Source organism: Ideonella sp. FW305-24, from assembly GCF_058788035.1.
The window spans coordinates 571,813-589,763 of the sequence record NZ_JBYTAI010000004.1 but is presented as its reverse complement, the minus strand read 5'-3'; the positions used below and the strand labels follow the sequence as shown (position 1 = coordinate 589,763).

Annotated in this window: 14 protein-coding genes; 12 read left to right on the top strand and 2 right to left on the bottom strand. The window is 67.5% G+C overall.

All coding sequences use genetic code 11. The features are described from left to right. Positions 1–494: branched-chain amino acid ABC transporter permease (locus AC3WR5_RS14600; protein ID WP_492485478.1), on the bottom strand; the 494-nt coding region annotated here is incomplete at its 3' end. Between the two features lie 371 nt (positions 495–865). Here AC3WR5_RS14600 and AC3WR5_RS14595 point away from each other — a divergent pair. Genes AC3WR5_RS14595 through AC3WR5_RS14585 form a run of 3 tightly spaced genes read left to right on the top strand, consistent with a single transcriptional unit; the run spans position 866 to position 5,043 of the window. Next, positions 866–2,776 carry a sensor histidine kinase gene (locus AC3WR5_RS14595; RefSeq protein WP_492485476.1) on the top strand — a complete coding sequence of 637 codons (1,911 nt, stop codon included), beginning with the start codon at positions 866–868 and terminating at the stop codon, positions 2,774–2,776. Continuing rightward, positions 2,769–4,109 carry a sigma-54-dependent transcriptional regulator gene (locus tag AC3WR5_RS14590; protein ID WP_492485474.1) on the top strand — a complete coding sequence of 447 codons (1,341 nt, stop codon included), beginning with the start codon at positions 2,769–2,771 and terminating at the stop codon, positions 4,107–4,109. The genes AC3WR5_RS14595 and AC3WR5_RS14590 overlap by 8 nt, the downstream gene beginning before the upstream one ends. A 7-nt stretch (positions 4,110–4,116) precedes the next feature. Then, entirely contained in the window at positions 4,117–5,043 is a 927-nt protein-coding gene (locus tag AC3WR5_RS14585) for a glutaminase (RefSeq protein ID WP_492485472.1), read from the top strand. Between the two features lie 9 nt (positions 5,044–5,052). On the opposite strand, the gene AC3WR5_RS14580 is transcribed toward AC3WR5_RS14585, so the two are convergent. After that, a complete protein-coding gene (locus tag AC3WR5_RS14580; protein WP_492485470.1) occupies positions 5,053–5,982 on the bottom strand; it encodes a transporter substrate-binding domain-containing protein in 930 nt (309 codons plus the stop codon). A gap of 501 nt (positions 5,983–6,483) precedes the next feature. Between AC3WR5_RS14580 and AC3WR5_RS14575 the strand changes: the two genes are divergently transcribed. From AC3WR5_RS14575 to AC3WR5_RS14535, 9 genes are read left to right on the top strand one after another with little or no spacing between them, the layout of a single operon-like run. Further along, positions 6,484–8,082, top strand: coding sequence for a phage tail sheath family protein (locus AC3WR5_RS14575; protein WP_141288250.1), 1,599 nt, complete (start codon positions 6,484–6,486; stop codon positions 8,080–8,082). 36 nt (positions 8,083–8,118) lie between these two features. Further along, positions 8,119–8,643 (top strand): phage tail protein, encoded by a 525-nt coding sequence (locus tag AC3WR5_RS14570; RefSeq protein WP_141288251.1) that lies wholly within the window; start codon positions 8,119–8,121, stop codon positions 8,641–8,643. 29 nt (positions 8,644–8,672) lie between these two features. Then, a complete protein-coding gene (locus AC3WR5_RS14565; protein WP_492485467.1) occupies positions 8,673–9,437 on the top strand; it encodes a T4 family baseplate hub assembly chaperone in 765 nt (254 codons plus the stop codon). Then, positions 9,434–10,318 (top strand): hypothetical protein, encoded by an 885-nt coding sequence (locus tag AC3WR5_RS14560; protein WP_492485465.1) that lies wholly within the window; start codon positions 9,434–9,436, stop codon positions 10,316–10,318. Before AC3WR5_RS14565 ends, AC3WR5_RS14560 begins: the two co-directional genes overlap by 4 nt. Further along, entirely contained in the window at positions 10,315–11,631 is a 1,317-nt protein-coding gene (locus AC3WR5_RS14555) for a Pvc16 family protein (RefSeq protein WP_492485463.1), read from the top strand. The genes AC3WR5_RS14560 and AC3WR5_RS14555 overlap by 4 nt, the downstream gene beginning before the upstream one ends. Then, the gene (locus AC3WR5_RS14550) at positions 11,628–13,739 is read left to right on the top strand and encodes an ATP-binding protein (RefSeq protein ID WP_492485461.1); all 2,112 of its coding nucleotides are present in this window, start codon (positions 11,628–11,630) and stop codon (positions 13,737–13,739) included. Before AC3WR5_RS14555 ends, AC3WR5_RS14550 begins: the two co-directional genes overlap by 4 nt. Beyond that, positions 13,736–14,080 carry a hypothetical protein gene (locus tag AC3WR5_RS14545; RefSeq protein WP_492485459.1) on the top strand — a complete coding sequence of 115 codons (345 nt, stop codon included), beginning with the start codon at positions 13,736–13,738 and terminating at the stop codon, positions 14,078–14,080. The genes AC3WR5_RS14550 and AC3WR5_RS14545 overlap by 4 nt, the downstream gene beginning before the upstream one ends. Then, on the top strand, positions 14,077–16,518 hold the full coding sequence (locus AC3WR5_RS14540) for an eCIS core domain-containing protein (protein ID WP_492485458.1): 2,442 nt from the start codon (positions 14,077–14,079) through the stop codon (positions 16,516–16,518). The genes AC3WR5_RS14545 and AC3WR5_RS14540 overlap by 4 nt, the downstream gene beginning before the upstream one ends. Next, positions 16,519–17,928, top strand: coding sequence for an eCIS core domain-containing protein (locus AC3WR5_RS14535; RefSeq protein ID WP_492485456.1), 1,410 nt, complete (start codon positions 16,519–16,521; stop codon positions 17,926–17,928). The last annotated feature ends 23 nt before the right edge of the window (positions 17,929–17,951 follow it).

The following is a 17,951-nucleotide window of genomic DNA, read 5'->3' as shown; positions in this document are numbered from 1 at the left end:
AGCAAGGCGGCCAGCACGACGACGGTGGTGCCCAGGATGAGGATCTGGCTGTAGGTGATGACGGGGCCTTCGGCCCAGAGGAACAGCACGTCGGTGGGCAGCAGCGGCGGGTAGGGCTTGGGGTTGGGTTTCCAGATGATCATGGCCAGGGTCTGCAACAGCAGGCTCATGCCCATGGCGGTGATCAGCGGGGCCAGGCGCGGTGCGTTGCGCAGCGGCCGGTAGGCGATCTTCTCGATGGCGAAGTTCAGCGCCGAGCAGGCGACGATGGCGCACACCAGCGAGATCAGCAGCAGGACCCAGCCGGGCAGTCCCGTGCCGGCCAGGGCGGTGACGACCGTCCACGAAACCATCGCACCGACCATCAGCACCTCGCCGTGCGCGAAGTTGATCAGGCTGATGATCCCGTACACCATCGTGTACCCCAGCGCCACCAGCGCATACATGCTCCCCAACACCAGGCCGTTGATGAGCTGTTGTACGAATATGTCCATCGAAAACCTCTAGGCGAAAAAGCAGTCGCAACTTCTGCAGCGACAGGGCTCTTTTGCACGGCGTGTGCCAACTTATACCCAGCACCACATTGGTTCGGGCAAACCATGAGGCTTTGCAGCTGAAAGCCATCGCCCAAGCCCTGCTCGCGCCCGTCTGCTGTGCACCGGCGCACGGGCCGAGTGCAGGCCATGGGCGGTTTTCCATACGCGGGTTTTGGCCCCCGGGGCGGGTTTCCGCACTCGGCAGGATGCCCGGCTGAAGCACGGAATGGAAAGACGCAGAAAAGGCCCGCGAAAGCGCTTTGCCAACGGCCGAAACAGGCGCGGCTTTGGGCACACTACGCACCCTGATGTCAGAGCCGGCCCTTCTTTTGCCCCCTGCCCCGCGCTGGCCTCGCCGCTGGCAGCCGCTGCTCATCGGGCTGCTGGCTTTGCTGCCCATCGTCGGCGGCGCACTGGCCGGTTACCAGCTCAGCGAGCGCGCCGGCCTGTCGCAACAAGCGGCCGTGGCCAACGAGCGGCTGGAGCTGTACGCCGCCACGCTCGAAGCCGAGCTGGCGCGTTATGCCTTCCTGCCCAGCCTGATTGCCGCTGAAGATGATGTGCAGGCCCTGCTCGCGCAGCCCAGCGATGCCTCGCTGCAGGACCGTGCCAGCCGCGTGCTGGCGCGCATTGGCGTGCGGGCCGGCGCCAACCTGATCGTCGTCACCTCGCCGCAGCAGGAAGTGCTGGCCACCAGCAACCGCTACCAGAGCGCCAGCGGCAGCGAGGGCCGGCCGTCCACAGGACTGGCCAATGCCTTGAAGGAAGGCACGGCCGACTTCTTCGCCGCCAACGACTCCGACGGCAGCACCGACTACTACTTCGCACAACCGGTGCGCCGCGCCGGCCAGACGCTGGGCCAGGTGCTGGTGCGCGTGAACCTGGCGCCACTGGAAGCCACGTGGATCGACCTGGGCCTGCGTTCGCAGAGCGAGCGGCTGATGGTGGTCGATGAAAACGAGGTCGTGGTCATGTCCTCGGTGCCGGCCTGGAAGTACCGCACGCTGGCCAACACCACGCAGTTGCCGATCACGCCGCGCGGCGCCCCCAGCCCGCAGCCCGCGGCCCCTGCCGCGTCCGGCCCCGGCTGGAGCCGCTACGCCGCGGCCTCGCTGACGCCGCTGGACCTGCAGGTCACGCGTGAGGTCGAGCCGGCCGTGCGGCTGGTGCGCGTGCCCGGCCATGAAGACACGCTGCCCGGCCAGTTCCTGGCGCAGGAAAAACCCATCGTGCCGCTGGCCGCGCGGCTGATCGCCCTGTCCGACCCGTCGCCGGTGTGGCGCCAGGCGCGCCTGGCCGCCTGGGGCGGCGCGGCCGGTGGCGCGGTGCTGGGGCTGCTGCTGCTCTATGCGCAGCACCGCCGCCGCGCACTGCGACAGATCTTCCAGGCCCGCAATGCACTGCAGCAGGCCAACGACCAACTGGAGCGCCAGGTGGACGAGCGCACCGCCCAGCTGCGCGGTGCCAACGAAGAGCTGATCAACCAGATCAGCCAGCGCCAGCAGGCCGAAGATGCGGCCACGCAGGCCAGCAAGCTCGCGCTGCTGGGCCAGATGTCGGCCGGCATTTCGCACGAGATCAACCAGCCGCTGACCGCCCTGCGCGCGCTCTCGCGCAACGCCATCCAGCTGCTGGACAACGGCCGCCCGCGCGACGTGGCCAACAACCTCAAGCTGATCGACGAGATGACAGAGCGCATGGGCCGCATCGTCAACCAGCTCAAGGGCTTCGCGCGCAAGGAGTCGCTGTCGCTGGAGGCTGTGCCACTGGCCAGCGCGGTGCGCAACGTGCTGCTGATGCTGGACCACAGGCTGCATGCCGAGCCGGTGGTGCTGCGCATGGACGTGGCCGATTCGCTGATGGTGCGGGCCGACACGCACCGACTGGAGCAGGTGCTGCTGAACCTGGCCGGCAACGCACTGGACGCCATGGCGGGCAGCCCGCAGCGCCGCCTGCGCATCAGTGCCGAGCAACATGGCACGCGCGTGCTGGTGCAGGTCGAGGACAGCGGCACGGGCATGGACGAAGCCAGCCTGCAGCGCCTGTTCGAGCCGTTCTACACCACCAAGCCGGCCGGCCAGGGCCTGGGCCTCGGCCTGGTGATCTCGTCGAAGATCGTGCACGAGCTGGGCGGCAGCCTGCGCGGGGTGCGCGGCGACGGGCCGGATGGCGGCATGCGCTTCGAGTTCGAGCTGGACGCGGCGACCACCACCGCAGCTTCCGAGGAAACACATGTTTGAAGGTTTCAGGGTCCTCTTCATCGAGGACGATCCGCCCGTGCGCGCCAGCCTGGTCCAGACGCTGGAGTTGTCCGGGCTGGAAGTGCAGGCCTTCGGCTCGGCCGAGCTGGCGCTGCCGCACATCAGCGCGCAGATGCCCGCCATCGTCATCACCGACGTGCGCCTGCCCGGCATGACCGGGCTGCAACTGCTCGAGCGCATCCGCGCGATCGACGCCGGCATGCCGGTCGTCGTGGTCACCGCGCATGGCGACATCTCGATGGCGGTCGGCGCCATGCGCGCCGGCGCCTACGACTTCATCGAGAAGCCGTTCGCGCCGGAGCGTTTCGTGGACACCGCCATGCGCGCGCTGGAAAAGCGCCAGCTGCAGGTCGCGCTGGACGAGTTGCGCGCGCAGCTCGCGCAGCGCAGCAGCGTGGAGTCGGTGCTGCTGGGCCGCTCGCAGGTGATGCAGGACGTGCGCCGGCTGATCCTGCGGCTGGCGCCGACCTCGGCCGATGTGATGGTGCATGGCGAAACCGGCACCGGCAAGGAACTGGTGGCGCGCTGCCTGCACGAGCACAGCCCGCGCCACGACCGCAACTTCGTCGCCATCAACTGCGGCGGCCTGCCCGAGACGCTGCTGGACAGCGAGCTGTTCGGCCACGAGCCCGGCGCCTTCACCTCGGCCGCCAAGCGCCGCATCGGCAAGATCGAGCATGCCAACGGCGGCACCTTGCTGCTCGACGAGATCGAGTCCATGCCGGTGAGCATGCAGATCAAGCTGCTGCGCATCCTGCAGGAACGCAAGATCCAGCGCCTGGGTTCGAACGAGGAGCTGCCGGTCAACGTGCGCGTGGTGGCCGCCACCAAGGAAGACCTGCTGCAGCTCAGCCAGCAAGGCAAGTTCCGCGCGGACCTGTACTACCGGCTCAACGTGGCGGTGCTGAAGCTGCCGCCGCTGCGCGAACGGCGCGAAGACATCCCGCTGCTGTTCGAGCACTTCGTGGAACTCGCCAGCGCCCGCTACGGCCTGCCCACGCCCGAACGCCGCCCCGAGCACCTGCGCGAGCTGATGGCGCATTCGTGGCCCGGCAATGTGCGCGAGATGCGCAATGCGGCCGACCGCTTCGTGCTCGAAGCCGGCGCAGTCAACCTCACCGCCGGCACCGAAGACGCTGCGCCCACGCCGCTGGCCCAGCAGATGGACCTGGTCGAGAAAGCCTTGATCGACGAGGCGCTGCGCCGCTGCCACGGCCGCATGCAGGACGTGATGCAGCAGCTGGGCATTGCCAAGAAGACGCTGTACGACAAGCTGCACCGCCATGGCATCGACCCCGAGCGCTACCGCTGAGCCACCCATGACCGACATCAGGGACTACGACGCGCTGCTGCACCGAGTGCACCAGGCCGTGCTGCCGGAGATCGGCCGCGGCACGGTGGCCAGCTACATCCCCGAACTGGCCGACGTGCCCCCGGACCAGTTCGGCATGGCCGTGGTGACGCTGGACGGCAAGGTGCACACCGTGGGCCACGCCCAGACGCGCTTCTCGATCCAGAGCATTTCCAAGCTGTTCGCGCTGGTGCTGGCCTTCCAGCGCCAAGGGGACGCTTTGTGGCAGCGCGTGGGCCGCGAACCTTCGGGCACGCCGTTCAACTCACTGGTGCAGCTGGAAAGCGAATCCGGCAAACCGCGCAACCCGTTCATCAACGCCGGCGCGCTGGTCATCACCGACATGCTGTGCACCAATTTCGCGGTGCCGGAAAATGCCGTGGTCGAATTTGCCCGGCAGCTCTGCGACAGCAAGGAGATCCACTACGACCGGCGCGTCGCCCGGTCGGAAAGAGGCACCTCCGACCGCAACGCGGCGATGGCCCACTTCATGAAGAACTTCGGCAACCTGCGCAACCCGGTGGACCAGGTGCTGGACGCCTACTGCAAGCACTGCGCGATCGAGATGAGCTGCGTGGAACTGGCGCGCGCGGTAGCCTTCCTGGCCAACCGCGGCGTCAATCCCTGGAACGGCGAGCAGGTGCTGTCGGCCAGCGCGGCCAAGCGCCTGTCGGCCCTGATGCTGACCTGCGGTACCTACGACGCCGCCGGCGACTTCGCCTTCCGCGTCGGCCTGCCGGCCAAGAGCGGCGTGGGCGGCGGCATCGTCGCCCTCGTGCCGGGCGAATGCGGCGTCTGCGTCTGGTCGCCCGCGCTGGAACACTCTGGCAACTCGCACGCCGGCCTGCTGGCGCTGGAGCTGTTCACGACGCTGAGCGGGCGCTCGATCTTCTAGCGCCGAAGCTCAGCGGTACAGCCGCGGGTCGCTGGCGTCCGTCGGATGCTGGATCGCGCGCTTGAGCGAGTCGCTCATGGGCAGGTGCAGGTTGGTGCCCTTGGGCGGGATGGGCGACTCGAACCATTTGCGGTAGATCGCCTGGATCTCGCCGCTCTTGAACAGCTCGACGATCACGCCGTCCACCAGTTGCTTGAAGACAGGGTCGTCGCGCTTCAGGCCGATGGCATACGGCTCGGTGGTCAGCGCGTCGTCGGCGATCTGGTAGTTCGCGGCATCGGGCGCATCGGCCAGCATGCTGTGCAGCAGCACGTCGTCCATCGCATAGGCGATGGCGCGGCCGTTGAGCAACTGGCGGAAGGCCTCGATGTCGTCCAGGCCGGCGAGGATCTTCATGTCCAGCCCACGCGACTGGTTCACCGCGTTCAGGAAGATCAGGCTGGTGGTGGCCAGCGTGGAAACCACCGGCTTGCCGCGCAGGTCATCCAGCGTCCGGATGTGGTCCGACTTGCGCGCCAGCAGGCGGCTGGCGGCGACAAAGGTCGTGACCGAAAACGACACGCTCTTGCCGCGCTCCGCCGTGTTGGTGGTGATGCCGCATTCCAGGTCCACCGTGCCGTTGGCGACCAGCGGAATGCGGGTGGCCGAGCTGACAACGATGGGTCGCACCTCCAGGTCCGGCATCGCCAGCCGCACCCGCACCGCATCGACCACCTTCTGGCAGATGTCCATCGAGTAGCCGATGGGCTGGCGCTTGCCGTCGAGGTAGGAAAACGGCGCCGAGGCGACGCGGTGGCCGAGCGTGATGACGCCTGCGTCGCGGATCTTGCGCAGCGTGGGAGAGTCGACCGGTTGAGCCGCGGCGGCCATCACCGCGAACAGGCCGGCCGCAAGCAGCAGGCCACGGGACCAGGAAGGCAGGAGTGTCAGGTTCGGCACGGCAAGGTGGCAGGCAGGGTCAGACAAGGCAAGGCAACAGGGCCGCCATTGTGAATCGTCCAAGGGCCTGCGAAGCCCAGCAACCCACCTTCCGTTCATGAAGGCAGATCCCAAAAGTGCATGGGAACGCCGCCACATCGCCTCTCGCTACCGCAAGGTGGCAAGCCCTCCCCTGCCTCCCTGACAGGAGACGAACATCACTCAGGGGTAGTCGCCCGTCACGTCAAGCCAGCCAATCGCCCCAATGGGGTCACTCTTGTCCAACGATTGCCTGAAGTGGCGGGCCACGGTGCCGCGGCTCCAGCACTCGCGCCAATCCACCCCTCTGCCGTCAGGGTGAGTGCCCCTAATTTGAAGAGCCTCTCTCAGCCAAATTGGGGATGTCCAGACCGGCAAGCACTGGCACATTCAGCTACCTGAAATCACATCCGCGTCTGCACATGCTGATGCGAGCGGCAGGCACGGAATCATCGGTATGGCCCACAGCGCGAGGAGCCCAACATGCCAGTTGCAGTTTCATTCCCCGGGGTGTACGTCGAGGAGTTGCCCAGTGGCGTGCGCACCATCGCCGGTGTCGCCACCTCGATCACCGCGTTCGTGGGCCGCGCCGCGATGGGCACCGACGAGCCGATGTTGATCAACACCTTTGGTGATTTCGAGCGCCAGTTCGGCAGCCTCGACCCCCTGTACCCGCTGAGTTATGCGGTGCGCGACTTCTTCCAGAACGGTGGCGCCCGGGCAGTGATCGTGCGGCTGTACAAGAAGAAGAGCGGTGTCGGCGTCAACGACGCGGCCAATATCACGCTGACCAACCTCGACCTCGTCGCCGCCTCGCGCGGCAGCTGGGGCAACGGGCTGCGGGTGCGCATCGACGACAAGGTCTCGGCCGACGTGGCGGCGCGCTACGGCCTGGTCGCGGCAGACCTGTTCAACCTCACCGTGCGCAGCGGCAGCGGTGCGTTGGAGACCTTTCTCAACGTTACCGTCAAGGAAAGCCCACGCCGCATCGACCGCGTGCTGCTGAACGAATCGGCCCTGTTGCGCGTGGCCAGCACGACCACGCTGCCGGGCACCACTGTGCCGCCCAAGCACGGTGACCCAGGCCCCGGCAAGACGATCTGGAACGACGACACCGCATCAACCCCAGTGGTCGCCGCCGGAATGGCCAGCGACAGCGACCCGCTGGACATTGCTGCCTACCAAGGCAGTGAAGCGGACAAGACGGGCCTGTTCGCGCTGAAGAAGACCGACCTGTTCAACCTGATGAGCATCCCGCCGGACACGCGCGAAGGCGACACTGCATCGGCCGTCTACAGCAGCGCGCTCGACTTCTGCACGCAGCGCCGCGCGATGCTGATCGTCGACCCGCCCGTGGCCTGGGACTCGGCCAATGACATCGTCACCAACAACAACGCGGCATTGACCGCGCTGGGCCTGACCGGTGAGCGGGCGCGCAATGCGGCGCTGTTCTTCCCACGCCTGCGGCAACCCGACCCGAAGCGCGACGGCCAACTCGACACCTTCGCACCCAGCGGCGCGATCGCCGGCCTGATGGCCCGTACCGATACCAACCGCGGCGTGTGGAAAGCCCCGGCGGGCGTGGACGCGGCGATCTCGGGCGCGCAAGGCCTGTCGGTCAGCCTGACCAACGAAGAGAACGGCCAGCTCAACCCGCTGGGCGTGAACTGCCTGCGCACTTTCCCGATCATCGGCAGCGTGGCCTGGGGTGCGCGCACGATGCGCGGCGCCGACCTGCTGGCCGACGAGTACAAGTACATCCCTGTGCGGCGCACCGCGCTGTACATCGAAGAGAGCCTGTACCGCGGGCTGCAGTGGGTGGTGTTCGAGCCCAACGACGAACCGCTGTGGGCGCAGATCCGACTCAACGCCGGCGCCTTCATGCACAACCTGTTCCGTCAGGGCGCGTTCCAGGGCAGCTCGCCGCGTGACGCGTACTTCGTCAAGTGCGACAAGGACACGACGACGCAAAACGACATCAACCTCGGCATCGTGAACGTCGTCGTCGGCTTCGCACCGCTGAAGCCGGCCGAGTTCGTGATCATCAAGCTGCAGCAGATGGCCGGCCAGATCGACGTCTAAAGGCCTGACAACACCCTCGCGATCAAGGAGCCGACCATGGCACAGTTCACCGTCAACGCCCAGCGATTCGACCCCTACAAGAACTTCAAGTTCAGGGTCAAGTGGGACGGCAAGTACGTCGCTGGCGTGAGCAAGGTGAGCGCTCTCAAGCGCACGACCGAAGTCGTCAAGCACCGCGATGGCGGCGACCCCAGCAGCAGCCGCAAATCCCCCGGCCGGACCGAGTTCGAGGCCATCACGCTGGAGCGTGGCGTCACGCACGACAAGGAGTTCGAGCAGTGGGCCAACAAGGTCTGGAACTTCGGTGCCGGGCTGGGTTCTGAAAGCTCGCTGAAGGACTTCCGCAAGGACGTGATCATCGAGGTCTACAACGAGACCGGCCAGCTGGCGATCGCCTACAAGGTATTCCGCGCCTGGGTCTCCGAGTTCCAGGCCCTGCCTGATCTCGACGCCAATGCCAACGCGATCGCGATCCAGCACCTGAAGCTGGAGAACGAAGGCTGGGTGCGCGATGTCGAGACGCCCGAGCCTTCGGAGCCCAGCTTCACCGACCCGGCCTGACGGCCGGTGCTGCACGGCGACGCTCGTGTATGAGTCTCGACCACGCCCATGGCGCGCTCAGCGCGCAATCGGTGCTGCACACCTGGGAGCAGGCGCAGGCCATGGCGCCGCTGCGCCGCTCGCTCGCGCTGCTGCGCTTGGCCTGGCCCGAGGTGGCACCCGGCGATTGGGGTGCGCTGCCGATCGGCGCGCGCGACGCCCGCCTGTTCGCGCTGTTTGAGGCCTTGTTCGGGGCCACACTGGACACGCTGGTCGACTGCCCGGCCTGCGGCGAGGCGCTGGAGCTGTCATTGCGCACCGCCGACCTGCGGCCCGAGCCGGCCGGCGAACCCGCACCGCAGCCGCTCCAATGCGAAGGTTATGAACTGGCCTACCGCCTGCCCTGCAGTGACGACCTCGCTGCGCTGCAAGGCAGCGGCAACGCCAGCACCGCCGTCCAGCAACTGATTGAGCGCTGTGTGCTCCAGGCCCGGCTCGCCGGCCGCGTGGTCAATGCGGCCGAGCTGCCACCGGCGGTGATTGAGCGGCTGCAGCAGGACATGGCCTTACGTGACCCCGGTGCGGACATTCGCGTCGCGCTCAGTTGCCCGGCCTGTGCTCACGGCTTCGAGCGCCGCTTCGACATCGGCGATTACCTGTGGGAAGAGCTGGACGACTGGGCCGAGCGCACGCTGGCCGAAGTGCACACCCTCGCCAGCGCCTACGGCTGGAGTGAGCCGCAGGTGCTGAGCCTGAGCGCTGATCGGCGCCGCCGCTACATCGCACTGGTGCAGGGACTGGTGGTGCCCACATGAACGACCAGGCCCCTGCCCCGCTCGGCCACCTGGCGAGACTCGTCGAGCGCGTGGCGCCGACCGAGCCGACCTTGCGCCGCCGCCAGCCCGCACTGTTCGAAGGCTCACATGCGGCCTTGGCCGAGCCGATGCCGGACGTCGCCCACACCGACGCCTCTCGCCGGGACGTGGCCCCTGTTGTCGCCGGACCTGCGGCAAATCCGACGCCGACACACCCGCCAGCGCCAGCGGAGACACCCAGACGCTCACTGCACAGGCCGCCGCAAGACCCCGCCCCGTCCGCCGCCGGGCCACTCTCCGTCGTGCACCACGAAGCGCCGCGCGTCGACGCCACAGTCCGCATCGTGATGGCCGAGGCACCAGCCCGCATGGCGCCGGTGTCTTCGCCGACAGCGGTCGCGCCGGCAGCGGCCGCGCGCACGCCAGCGTCACCGCCGGAGCAACCCGCCGTGCCGGGCGCAACGCGATCTCGCCCTGCACCGTCGCTCGAAGACGGGGCCATGCCGCGGCCACGCCACGCGGCCGAGCCTCCCGCAGAAGCGCCGTTGGCACACAGCCGCGCCCCGGCACGCGCCAGGCAAGTAGCAGCCCCCGCGCAGCCCAAGCCAAGCACCCCATTGCCTGCGCAGCCTGCAACGCCACTGCGCCCCGTGCTGCCGCCCGCCTTGTCGCCCCGCAACGCCGCCCGTCGCCAGGCCGCCACCGCGCCGCAGCCCGCACCGCGAGCCGCAGCGCCCGAGCTGCCACCGATCAAGGTCACCATCGGCCGCATCGAGGTGCGGGCCGTGACCGGCGCACCCAGCGCACCGCGCAGCACCACCAGCGCTGCGCCGCGCCTGAGCCTCGACCAATACCTGCGCAACCGCGGAGGCCAACGATGAGCAGCGCCCTGGCCATCGCCGCGGTCACCGCGACGCTGAAAGACCTGCTGAACGAAGGCCTGCTCAACCACGACCTGTCGTCGATCGGCAGCTTCTCGGTCACCGCCCAGCCGCCGGACCGCATCACCACCGGCAACACCGAAGCAAACCAGCTCAACATCTTTCTCTATCAGGTGACGCCCAACCTTGGCTGGCGCAATGTCGGCCTGCCTTCGCGCGACGGGCGCGGCAACCGCATCACCAACCCGCCCCTGGCGCTCGACCTGCACTACCTCATCAGCGCCTACGGCTCGCAGGATTTCAACGCCGAGATCCTGCTCGGCTATGCAATGCAGCTGCTGCACGAGACTCCTGGCGTCTCGCGCGAACAGCTGCGCATCGTGCTCGGCATCCCCTCGCCGGTGGACGGCAACTTCGTGCCGGGCCGCTTCGGCACGATGTCCGCGGAGGATCTCGCCGATCAGGTCGAGTTGATCAAGATCGCGCCGGTCTACCTGAGTGCAGACGAACTCTCCAAGCTCTGGACGGCGATGCAATCGCGCTACCGACCGTCGATGGCCTACCTCGTATCTGTCGTGCTGATCCAGGCCGAGGGCGGTGCGCGCGTGGCGCCCCCGGTGCTGCAGCGCGGTGCCGGTGACCGCGGGCCGCAGGCACGGGCTTCGGCGCCACCCTTGCTGCAAGCCGTGCGCAACCCCGCCAACTTGCTGCTGCCAGCCTTGCAGCTTGGCGACGAGCTGAGCTTCGTCGGCAACGGGCTCGCGCGCAGCGGCACGTTGACGGCGCTGTTCACGAACGAGCGGCTGGGCATCGTCAACGAGCTGCCGCTTTCGGGAGCCACCTCGGCCAGCGAACTGCGCGGCCAACTGCCTGATGCTTCCGCGCCCGGTGCGAAGGCAGCATGGGCGACGGGTGTCTACGGCGCAGCCATCCGGGTGGTCGAAGCCGGCCAGCCGAGTTGGACCACGAACAGCGTGCCGGTCGCCATCGCTCCGCGCATCACGGCCGCACCGCTGGCGGCAGCGGCAGGTGCAGGCTTCACGCTCACGGTCACCTGCTCGCCACGGCTTCGCACGCTGCAGGAGCCAGGGCTGCGCCTGATCTTCGGCCAGACCGAGCTGCTGCCAGTGCTGATCGACACCCCTGCCGACCCGGACGCAGCAACGTCGATCCAGTTCACCGTGCCAGCGCTCGACGCCGGCTCGTACCCGCTGCGCCTGCGGGTGGACGGCATCGACAGCCTGCCCATCACCTCGGCCGGTTCACCACCCGTCTTCAGCTTCGACGCCGCACAAACGGTGGAACTGTCATGAGTACAGACACCTGGCTGGACGACAACAACCGCTACCTCGCGGCCTCGCTGCAATGGCTGCGCCTGAAGCTGCGCAGCATGGTGCCGGCCGACACGAGTGCCAAGCCACTGCCCGCGGTGACCGAAGCGATGCCCAGGCCAACAGCAGCGCAACGCTCGTGGTTCGCCCGCAGCGGCGACGCCGGTACGACGGTCTCGCAGTTGCCCTCCGCGATACCGCCGCAGGTCGAGTTCGACCCTGCGAGCAGCACCGTGGCGCTCGAAGGGGCGGCCGAGCAGCGAGCTGCTGCGGCCCAGGCCGACCCACCGCCAGCCTTGCCCTTGCTGGCCCAGCGCCTGGGGCTGAGCGACTTCGAGGCCGACACGCTGCTGCTGTGCGCCGCGTGCGAACTGGACCCGGACATTGGCCGGCTGATCTCGGCAGTCCAGGGGCCAGGGTCACTGCCCCATCCCTCGTTCGCACTGGCCCTGCGGCTGTTCGACGAGCCGAGCTGGGACGCGCTGTCGCCCCATCGCCCATTGCGATTCGCCCACCTGCTCGACATCAACCAACCGGGCGCGACACCGCTGACCGCCGCCGCGCTGCGCGCCGACGAACGCATCGTCCATTTCATCAAAGGTCTGAACGACCTCGACGAACGCCTGTCGTCGCTGCTAACCACCATCAACGAAACCCCTCCCTCGCCGCTATCGACCACGCAGCACGATGTAGTGAAAGACCTGCTGCACCAGATGAACGCGCTCGGGGCCGGTGCGCAGCCGGTCGTGATGCTGCTCGGGGCGAACAGCCACAGCAAGCTCGAAACCGCCCGCGCCATCTGCGACCAGCTGGGACGCTACCTCTACCGCCTGCCGATCGAATCATTGCCCGCCACGCGACCCGAGACCGAGCAGTTGGCGCGCCTGTGGCAGCGCGAATGCGCGCTGCTGCCGTTGGCGCTGTACCTCGATGGAGACGACCTGGACGGAACCCAGGCAGAGGGCGCCCACTTGATGCGCTCGTTCCTCGGCCGAGCGCTCGGCATCGTCTTCGTGGCCTTGCGCGAACCGGCCTCGCTGCGCATGGCGCAGGCCCTGACGATCGACATCAACAAGCCGACACCATCGGAACAGCACGCGGCCTGGCTGGAAGCTCTTCAGCCGATGTTGGACGCCGCAGAAGCCGGGCACAGCGCGGCGCGGCTGGCCAGCCAATACAACCTGAACCTGCGCGACATCGGCCGGGCCATGGCACTGGCCCGCGGTGAGTCGACCGAAGGGCTGGCCGACCGGGCGTGGAAGGCCTGCAAGCAGGCCACGCTGCCGCAGTTGAACATGCTCGCGCAACGCATCGACGCGCGCGCCACCTGGGACGACCTGGTGCTCGGCGACGAAGCACTGCAGTCTCTGCGGCAAATCACCGCACAGGTCCGCCAGCGCTACCGCGTCTACGAAGACTGGGGCTACGCGAGGAAGATGAACCGCGGGCTTGGCATCAGTGCGCTCTTCTCCGGCGAAAGCGGCACCGGCAAGACGATGGCGGCAGAGGTGATCGCCAACGAGCTGGACCTGGCGCTGTACCGCATCGACCTGTCGGCGGTCGTCAGCAAGTACATCGGCGAGACCGAGAAGAACCTGCGCCGTCTGTTCGATGCCGCGGAAACGGGCGGCGCGATCCTGTTCTTCGACGAGGCCGACGCGCTGTTCGGCAAACGCAGCGAAGTGAAGGACAGCCACGACCGCTACGCCAACATCGAGATCAACTACCTGCTGCAGCGCATGGAGTCGTTCTCGGGCCTGGCAATCCTCGCCACCAACATGCGCAGCGCGCTCGACGCAGCCTTCCTGCGGCGGCTGCGCTTCGTCGTCAACTTCCAGTACCCCGGTGTCGCCGAACGGCGGCGGCTCTGGCAGCAGGTCATCCTGCCGGCCGTGCCGCAAGCCGACCTCGACTACGAGCGGCTCGCCCGCTTCAACCTGTCCGGCGGCAACGTCGCCAGCGCCGCGCTCAACGCCGCCTTCGCGGCCGCGCAGCGCAACACGCCGCTGACGATGCCCTTGCTGCTGTCGAGCCTGCGCGGCGAGTTGCGCAAGCTCGACAAGCCTGTCAATGAGACGGAGTTTCGATGAAGCCCGCCGCTGAGACGGTGCCGAGCACGGCGCCTGTGCCGCCGGTTGCGACGTCGGCCGTACCGCGTTCTGCGGTCGCCAGACCGCAGCTGTCCATGCGTGTCGATCATCTGGTGCTGCACGGATTCCCGTTCTCGCAACACGACGGCACGCGCATCGAGCAAGCCTTCCAGGACGAAGTCCAGCGGCTGGTCATCGCCGGAGAAATGAGGCTTGACAGGCTTGGTGCGCAAGCACTCGACCAACTGCGAGTCGCCGAACTGCGTCTGGATGGAGGCGCAGGACCTGAACAGCTCGGACGGAAGCTGGCTGCAGCGCTGCTGCGGGAGATCGCACCGTGAAGCAGCTCGCGACCCAAGCGCCGGCGGCTTCGACCAGGAATGCCTTCTCGTTGCTACAGCGCAAGTGCGCTTGCGGCACGCACGGCAGTGGGGGCGAGTGTCACGAGTGCAAGCGCCAGCGTCTGCAGCGCAGGTCACTGTCGATCGGCGCCGTGGACGATCCGCTGGAAGCTGAGGCTGATCACGCCGCGCAGGCCGTGACAGCCCGCGGACGGAATGCACTGTCGACGTTCACCCCACCGCGGCTGAGCCGGGCCCCATCGCCCGACAGCACGGCTGGCGGTGCGGCCCCTGCAATCGTGGACCAGGTGCTCTCAAGCCCCGGTCGGTCGCTGGATGCCACGACGCGGGCCTTCATGGAACCACGCTTCGGCAGTGATTTCAGCCACGTGCGGGTACACGACGATGGTCAAGCACAAGCCTCGGCGCGCGCAGTTGACGCCGCCGCATACACGGTCGGTTCCCACATCGTGTTCGGGTCAGGACAGCTTCGACCGCAAACCGAAACAGGCCAGCATCTGCTGGCGCACGAGCTGAGCCATGTACTGCAGCAGAGCGGCAGCGCCGCTGCGGCGCTGCGTCGTCAACCCGCCGTTGGTAAGACCGCGTCGGAGCGCATCAAGGAAGTGCGCGTCCAACAAGACTCGCCGCAACGCGTCACCGCCACCTTGACCGACGGCTCCACGTTCGATGGCGAATGCTCCACCGGCAAGGGCCATTGCTGCTTTGACGACAGCGCCGGTGCCGCCGCCGGGGGCGCCTGCTCGGCCACTCGCTCGAACCAGGTCGGCAACAACTGCACGCCGGTGGGCACCTTCACCGTGACCAAGAAGATCGGCAGCGGCCCGATCCCGTTCTGGACCCAGTTCCACGATGCCAAGTCCGTGGCGCTGCACCAGTACTCGCCAGTGAACGGCGAGCCTCTGTCACACGGCTGTGTGCGACTGCACAGTGCCACCGCGGAGCGGATCTACAAAGGCTCGGTGCCTGGCTACACCAAGGTCATCGTCGAGGGGCTGGCACGACCCAAGTGCTCTGACACGGTGCTGCAGAAGGAATGGAAAGGCGACTTCGACTTGGCCGGCAGCAAGCCAGACGATGGCGAGACCATCCAGGCTGCTTCCGTCAAGAAGCTCAGCAAGCAGGAAATCAAGGCCCGGCAGGACGAGTCGCGCAGCCAGATCCGCGAGGAGCGTCGCGCACTCAAATCTGCGCTGGATGTGGGCGATGCCGGTCTGGATGCCGAAATCGCGGATATGAAGTCCGGGACCACTGCTGAATCCAAGATTCCACGCTGCGTGCCGGCGCAGACCCAGGAAGAAGCGCAGTTGCCAGCCGCAAAGGGTGCCGGGTTCCTTGATGCCGCAGCATCCAAGACCGCCGCCGATTTCAGCAAGGCGCTGAAGGGCACCTACAACACGGCCGCGGCCGAGAAGGTGGTGAAGAAGTTCGGCGACAAGCTGTGGCAGGACGCCACCACCGCGGCCCGCGGCGGTGGCGCCGGCAGCGACGACCGCCAGCTGTACTGGACGCGGTTGATGCTCAGCTCCGCCCTTCGCGAGTGGAACCCGTTCTGGGCCACGGACGCCGATGCACTGCGCCGGCTGCACGCGAAGCTGCTGCGGTTGCTGGAGCAGACCTCGCGCGGCATGGCCAGCGCCGACTTCACCGGCGGCAAGGACGACAAGCGCATCCTGGTCAGCGGCTTCGACCCCTTCGGCTTCGCCAGCGGTGTCGACATCCGCCAGAGCAACCTGTCGGGCGCCGCCGCCCTGGCGATGGACGGCGAAACCCTCACCGACGGCAGCACCAGCGCGCAGGTGCAGTCGGTGGTCTACCCGGTGCGCTATGCCGATTTCAACGAGGGCATCGTCGAGAACGTCCTGCGCCCGCACCTCACCGGAGCAAATCCACCGCACCTGGTCATGAGCATCAGCCAGGGCAGCACGCAGTTCGAGCTGGAGGAGTTCGCCGGCCGGCGCCGCTCCACCGACAACTTCAAGGACAACCTGGGCCAGCTCAGCGGTGGCTCGCCCACCAATCCCATCGAGCCGCCAGGCCTTGCGGCCGGCAAGGAGTTCAACAAGACCAACGTCCCCGATGCCACGCTCAAGAGCATGCGCGGGGCGCTGGGCCGCAAGGGCGCGATCAAGGAAGAAACCCAGGTGCAGGACCTGCCCGCTGGCGCGACCGCGCCGCGCAAAACCGATTCGGGACCGCCGAAGGACGCCGGCCCTTCGGTCGAGGGCTCCGGCGGTGGCTTCCTGTCCAACGAGATCTTCTACCGCAACAGCCTGCTCATCGGCAGCTCCGGCTCGAAGGTGCCGACGATCCACCTGCACACGCCGCAGCTTGCGCCCGGCACTGGCGAAAAGTTGCGCAACACGCTGATCGACACCATCCGCAAGGTCCTGCGGGCCGCGCTGGCGAGGATCTGAATGAAATACCGCAACGCTTCGCGCGGCTTCGACGCCACACCGAACCAGACGCCACGGCAGGCGACCATCCGGCGCAAGGCAACCGGCGTCGCGCAGAACATGGCCCCACAGGTGAATGACGTATTGAATTCACCTGGCGTGCCTTTGGATGCAGCGACGCGTGCCTACATGGAACCGCGCTTCGGCCAGGATTTCAGCAACGTGCGTGTCCATACCGATGAGCACGCCGCTGCCTCGGCGCGCGCGCTGGACGCACTTGCATACACCGCTGGCAGCGAAGTGGTGTTCGGTGCCGGACAGTTCGCACCGCACACCGCACAAGGGCAGAAGCTGCTTGCGCACGAACTGGCGCATGTCGCACAACCGCGGGCATCGGGTGCCGCGATCAGCCAACCCGGCGACGCCAGCGAACGCGAAGCAGACCGCGCGGCCGGTGTCGTTGCTGCCGGTGGCGTGGCATCCGTCGGCGCCACGGCGGGGGCGGCGCTGCAGCGCCAGCCGGCGGGTGACAGCGCACTGGATTTCAAACCGCTGCCGCCACTGACCGGAAGCAAGGGCCTGCTCGACAACGCCTCGCCGCTCCTCGCCGCGGCTGTCGGTTCAACCACGTTGGAGGGTTTCGACACTGGCAAGTCTGCGCTCAAGCCTGATCACCACAGGCAGCTGGAGTCGACCGCCGCCAACATCAAGACCTTGCTCGATCAGTACCCGTTGTCCACGGTGACCGTCACTGGTTACGCCGACACCGTCGATGCCGAGCCCAAGAATCTCGCACTGGGCGAGGCACGCGCCGCAACCGTTAAACAGATGCTTGTCGATCTGGGCATCGCCGAAGCGATCGTCACCGCCAACAGCAAAGGTGAAGGCCCGCCACAGGCGGTGAAAACCAAAGACGAGACGCCGAACGCGCGGAATCGGCGCGTCGAAGTACGGTTTCACCCGAAGAAGTCCGGGTTGGCGCCATTGGTATCGCCACAGCTGACCTTGAATCCGCCGACCGCGCCGGGCAAGCCGGGAGAAGGCGATCCACCGATCAAGGCGCCATTCAATCCGTTTCCGCCGCGGCCTTCCGACATCTTCGATGACGGGCCCCGGCCGCCATTCCGCCCCAAGCAGCCGGACTTCTTCAAACCGATTCCGCCGGCACCCAAGGGCAGCCAGCCGTCGTCACCGCTCGACGTGATCGGCAAGAAGGTCATCGACCCGGTGGTCGATGCCGTGGCCGGATTCCTGCCCAAGGCAGCGCGCGACAAGATCAAGGACGCTGCGCGCAGCGGCGTGAAAGCCGGCGTCGCCAAAGGCGCGCGGGCAGCGGCAGAAGCCCAGGGCGTGAAAGATCCAGAGGCCCTCGACGCCATCGAAAAGGCGACCGAGGCCGCCATCCAGGAGAAGGGGCAGGCAAGGCCATGAACGCTCCCCATGCAATCGACGGC

Coding starts and splice junctions, on each gene's coding strand:
- AC3WR5_RS14590 (WP_492485474.1), top strand. CDS start 2,769: ATGTTTGAAGGTTTCAGGGTCCTCTTCATCGAGGACGATCCGCCCGTG.
- AC3WR5_RS14585 (WP_492485472.1), top strand. CDS start 4,117: ATGACCGACATCAGGGACTACGACGCGCTGCTGCACCGAGTGCACCAG.
- AC3WR5_RS14575 (WP_141288250.1), top strand. CDS start 6,484: ATGCCAGTTGCAGTTTCATTCCCCGGGGTGTACGTCGAGGAGTTGCCC.
- AC3WR5_RS14570 (WP_141288251.1), top strand. CDS start 8,119: ATGGCACAGTTCACCGTCAACGCCCAGCGATTCGACCCCTACAAGAAC.
- AC3WR5_RS14565 (WP_492485467.1), top strand. CDS start 8,673: ATGAGTCTCGACCACGCCCATGGCGCGCTCAGCGCGCAATCGGTGCTG.
- AC3WR5_RS14560 (WP_492485465.1), top strand. CDS start 9,434: ATGAACGACCAGGCCCCTGCCCCGCTCGGCCACCTGGCGAGACTCGTC.
- AC3WR5_RS14555 (WP_492485463.1), top strand. CDS start 10,315: ATGAGCAGCGCCCTGGCCATCGCCGCGGTCACCGCGACGCTGAAAGAC.
- AC3WR5_RS14550 (WP_492485461.1), top strand. CDS start 11,628: ATGAGTACAGACACCTGGCTGGACGACAACAACCGCTACCTCGCGGCC.
- AC3WR5_RS14545 (WP_492485459.1), top strand. CDS start 13,736: ATGAAGCCCGCCGCTGAGACGGTGCCGAGCACGGCGCCTGTGCCGCCG.
- AC3WR5_RS14535 (WP_492485456.1), top strand. CDS start 16,519: ATGAAATACCGCAACGCTTCGCGCGGCTTCGACGCCACACCGAACCAG.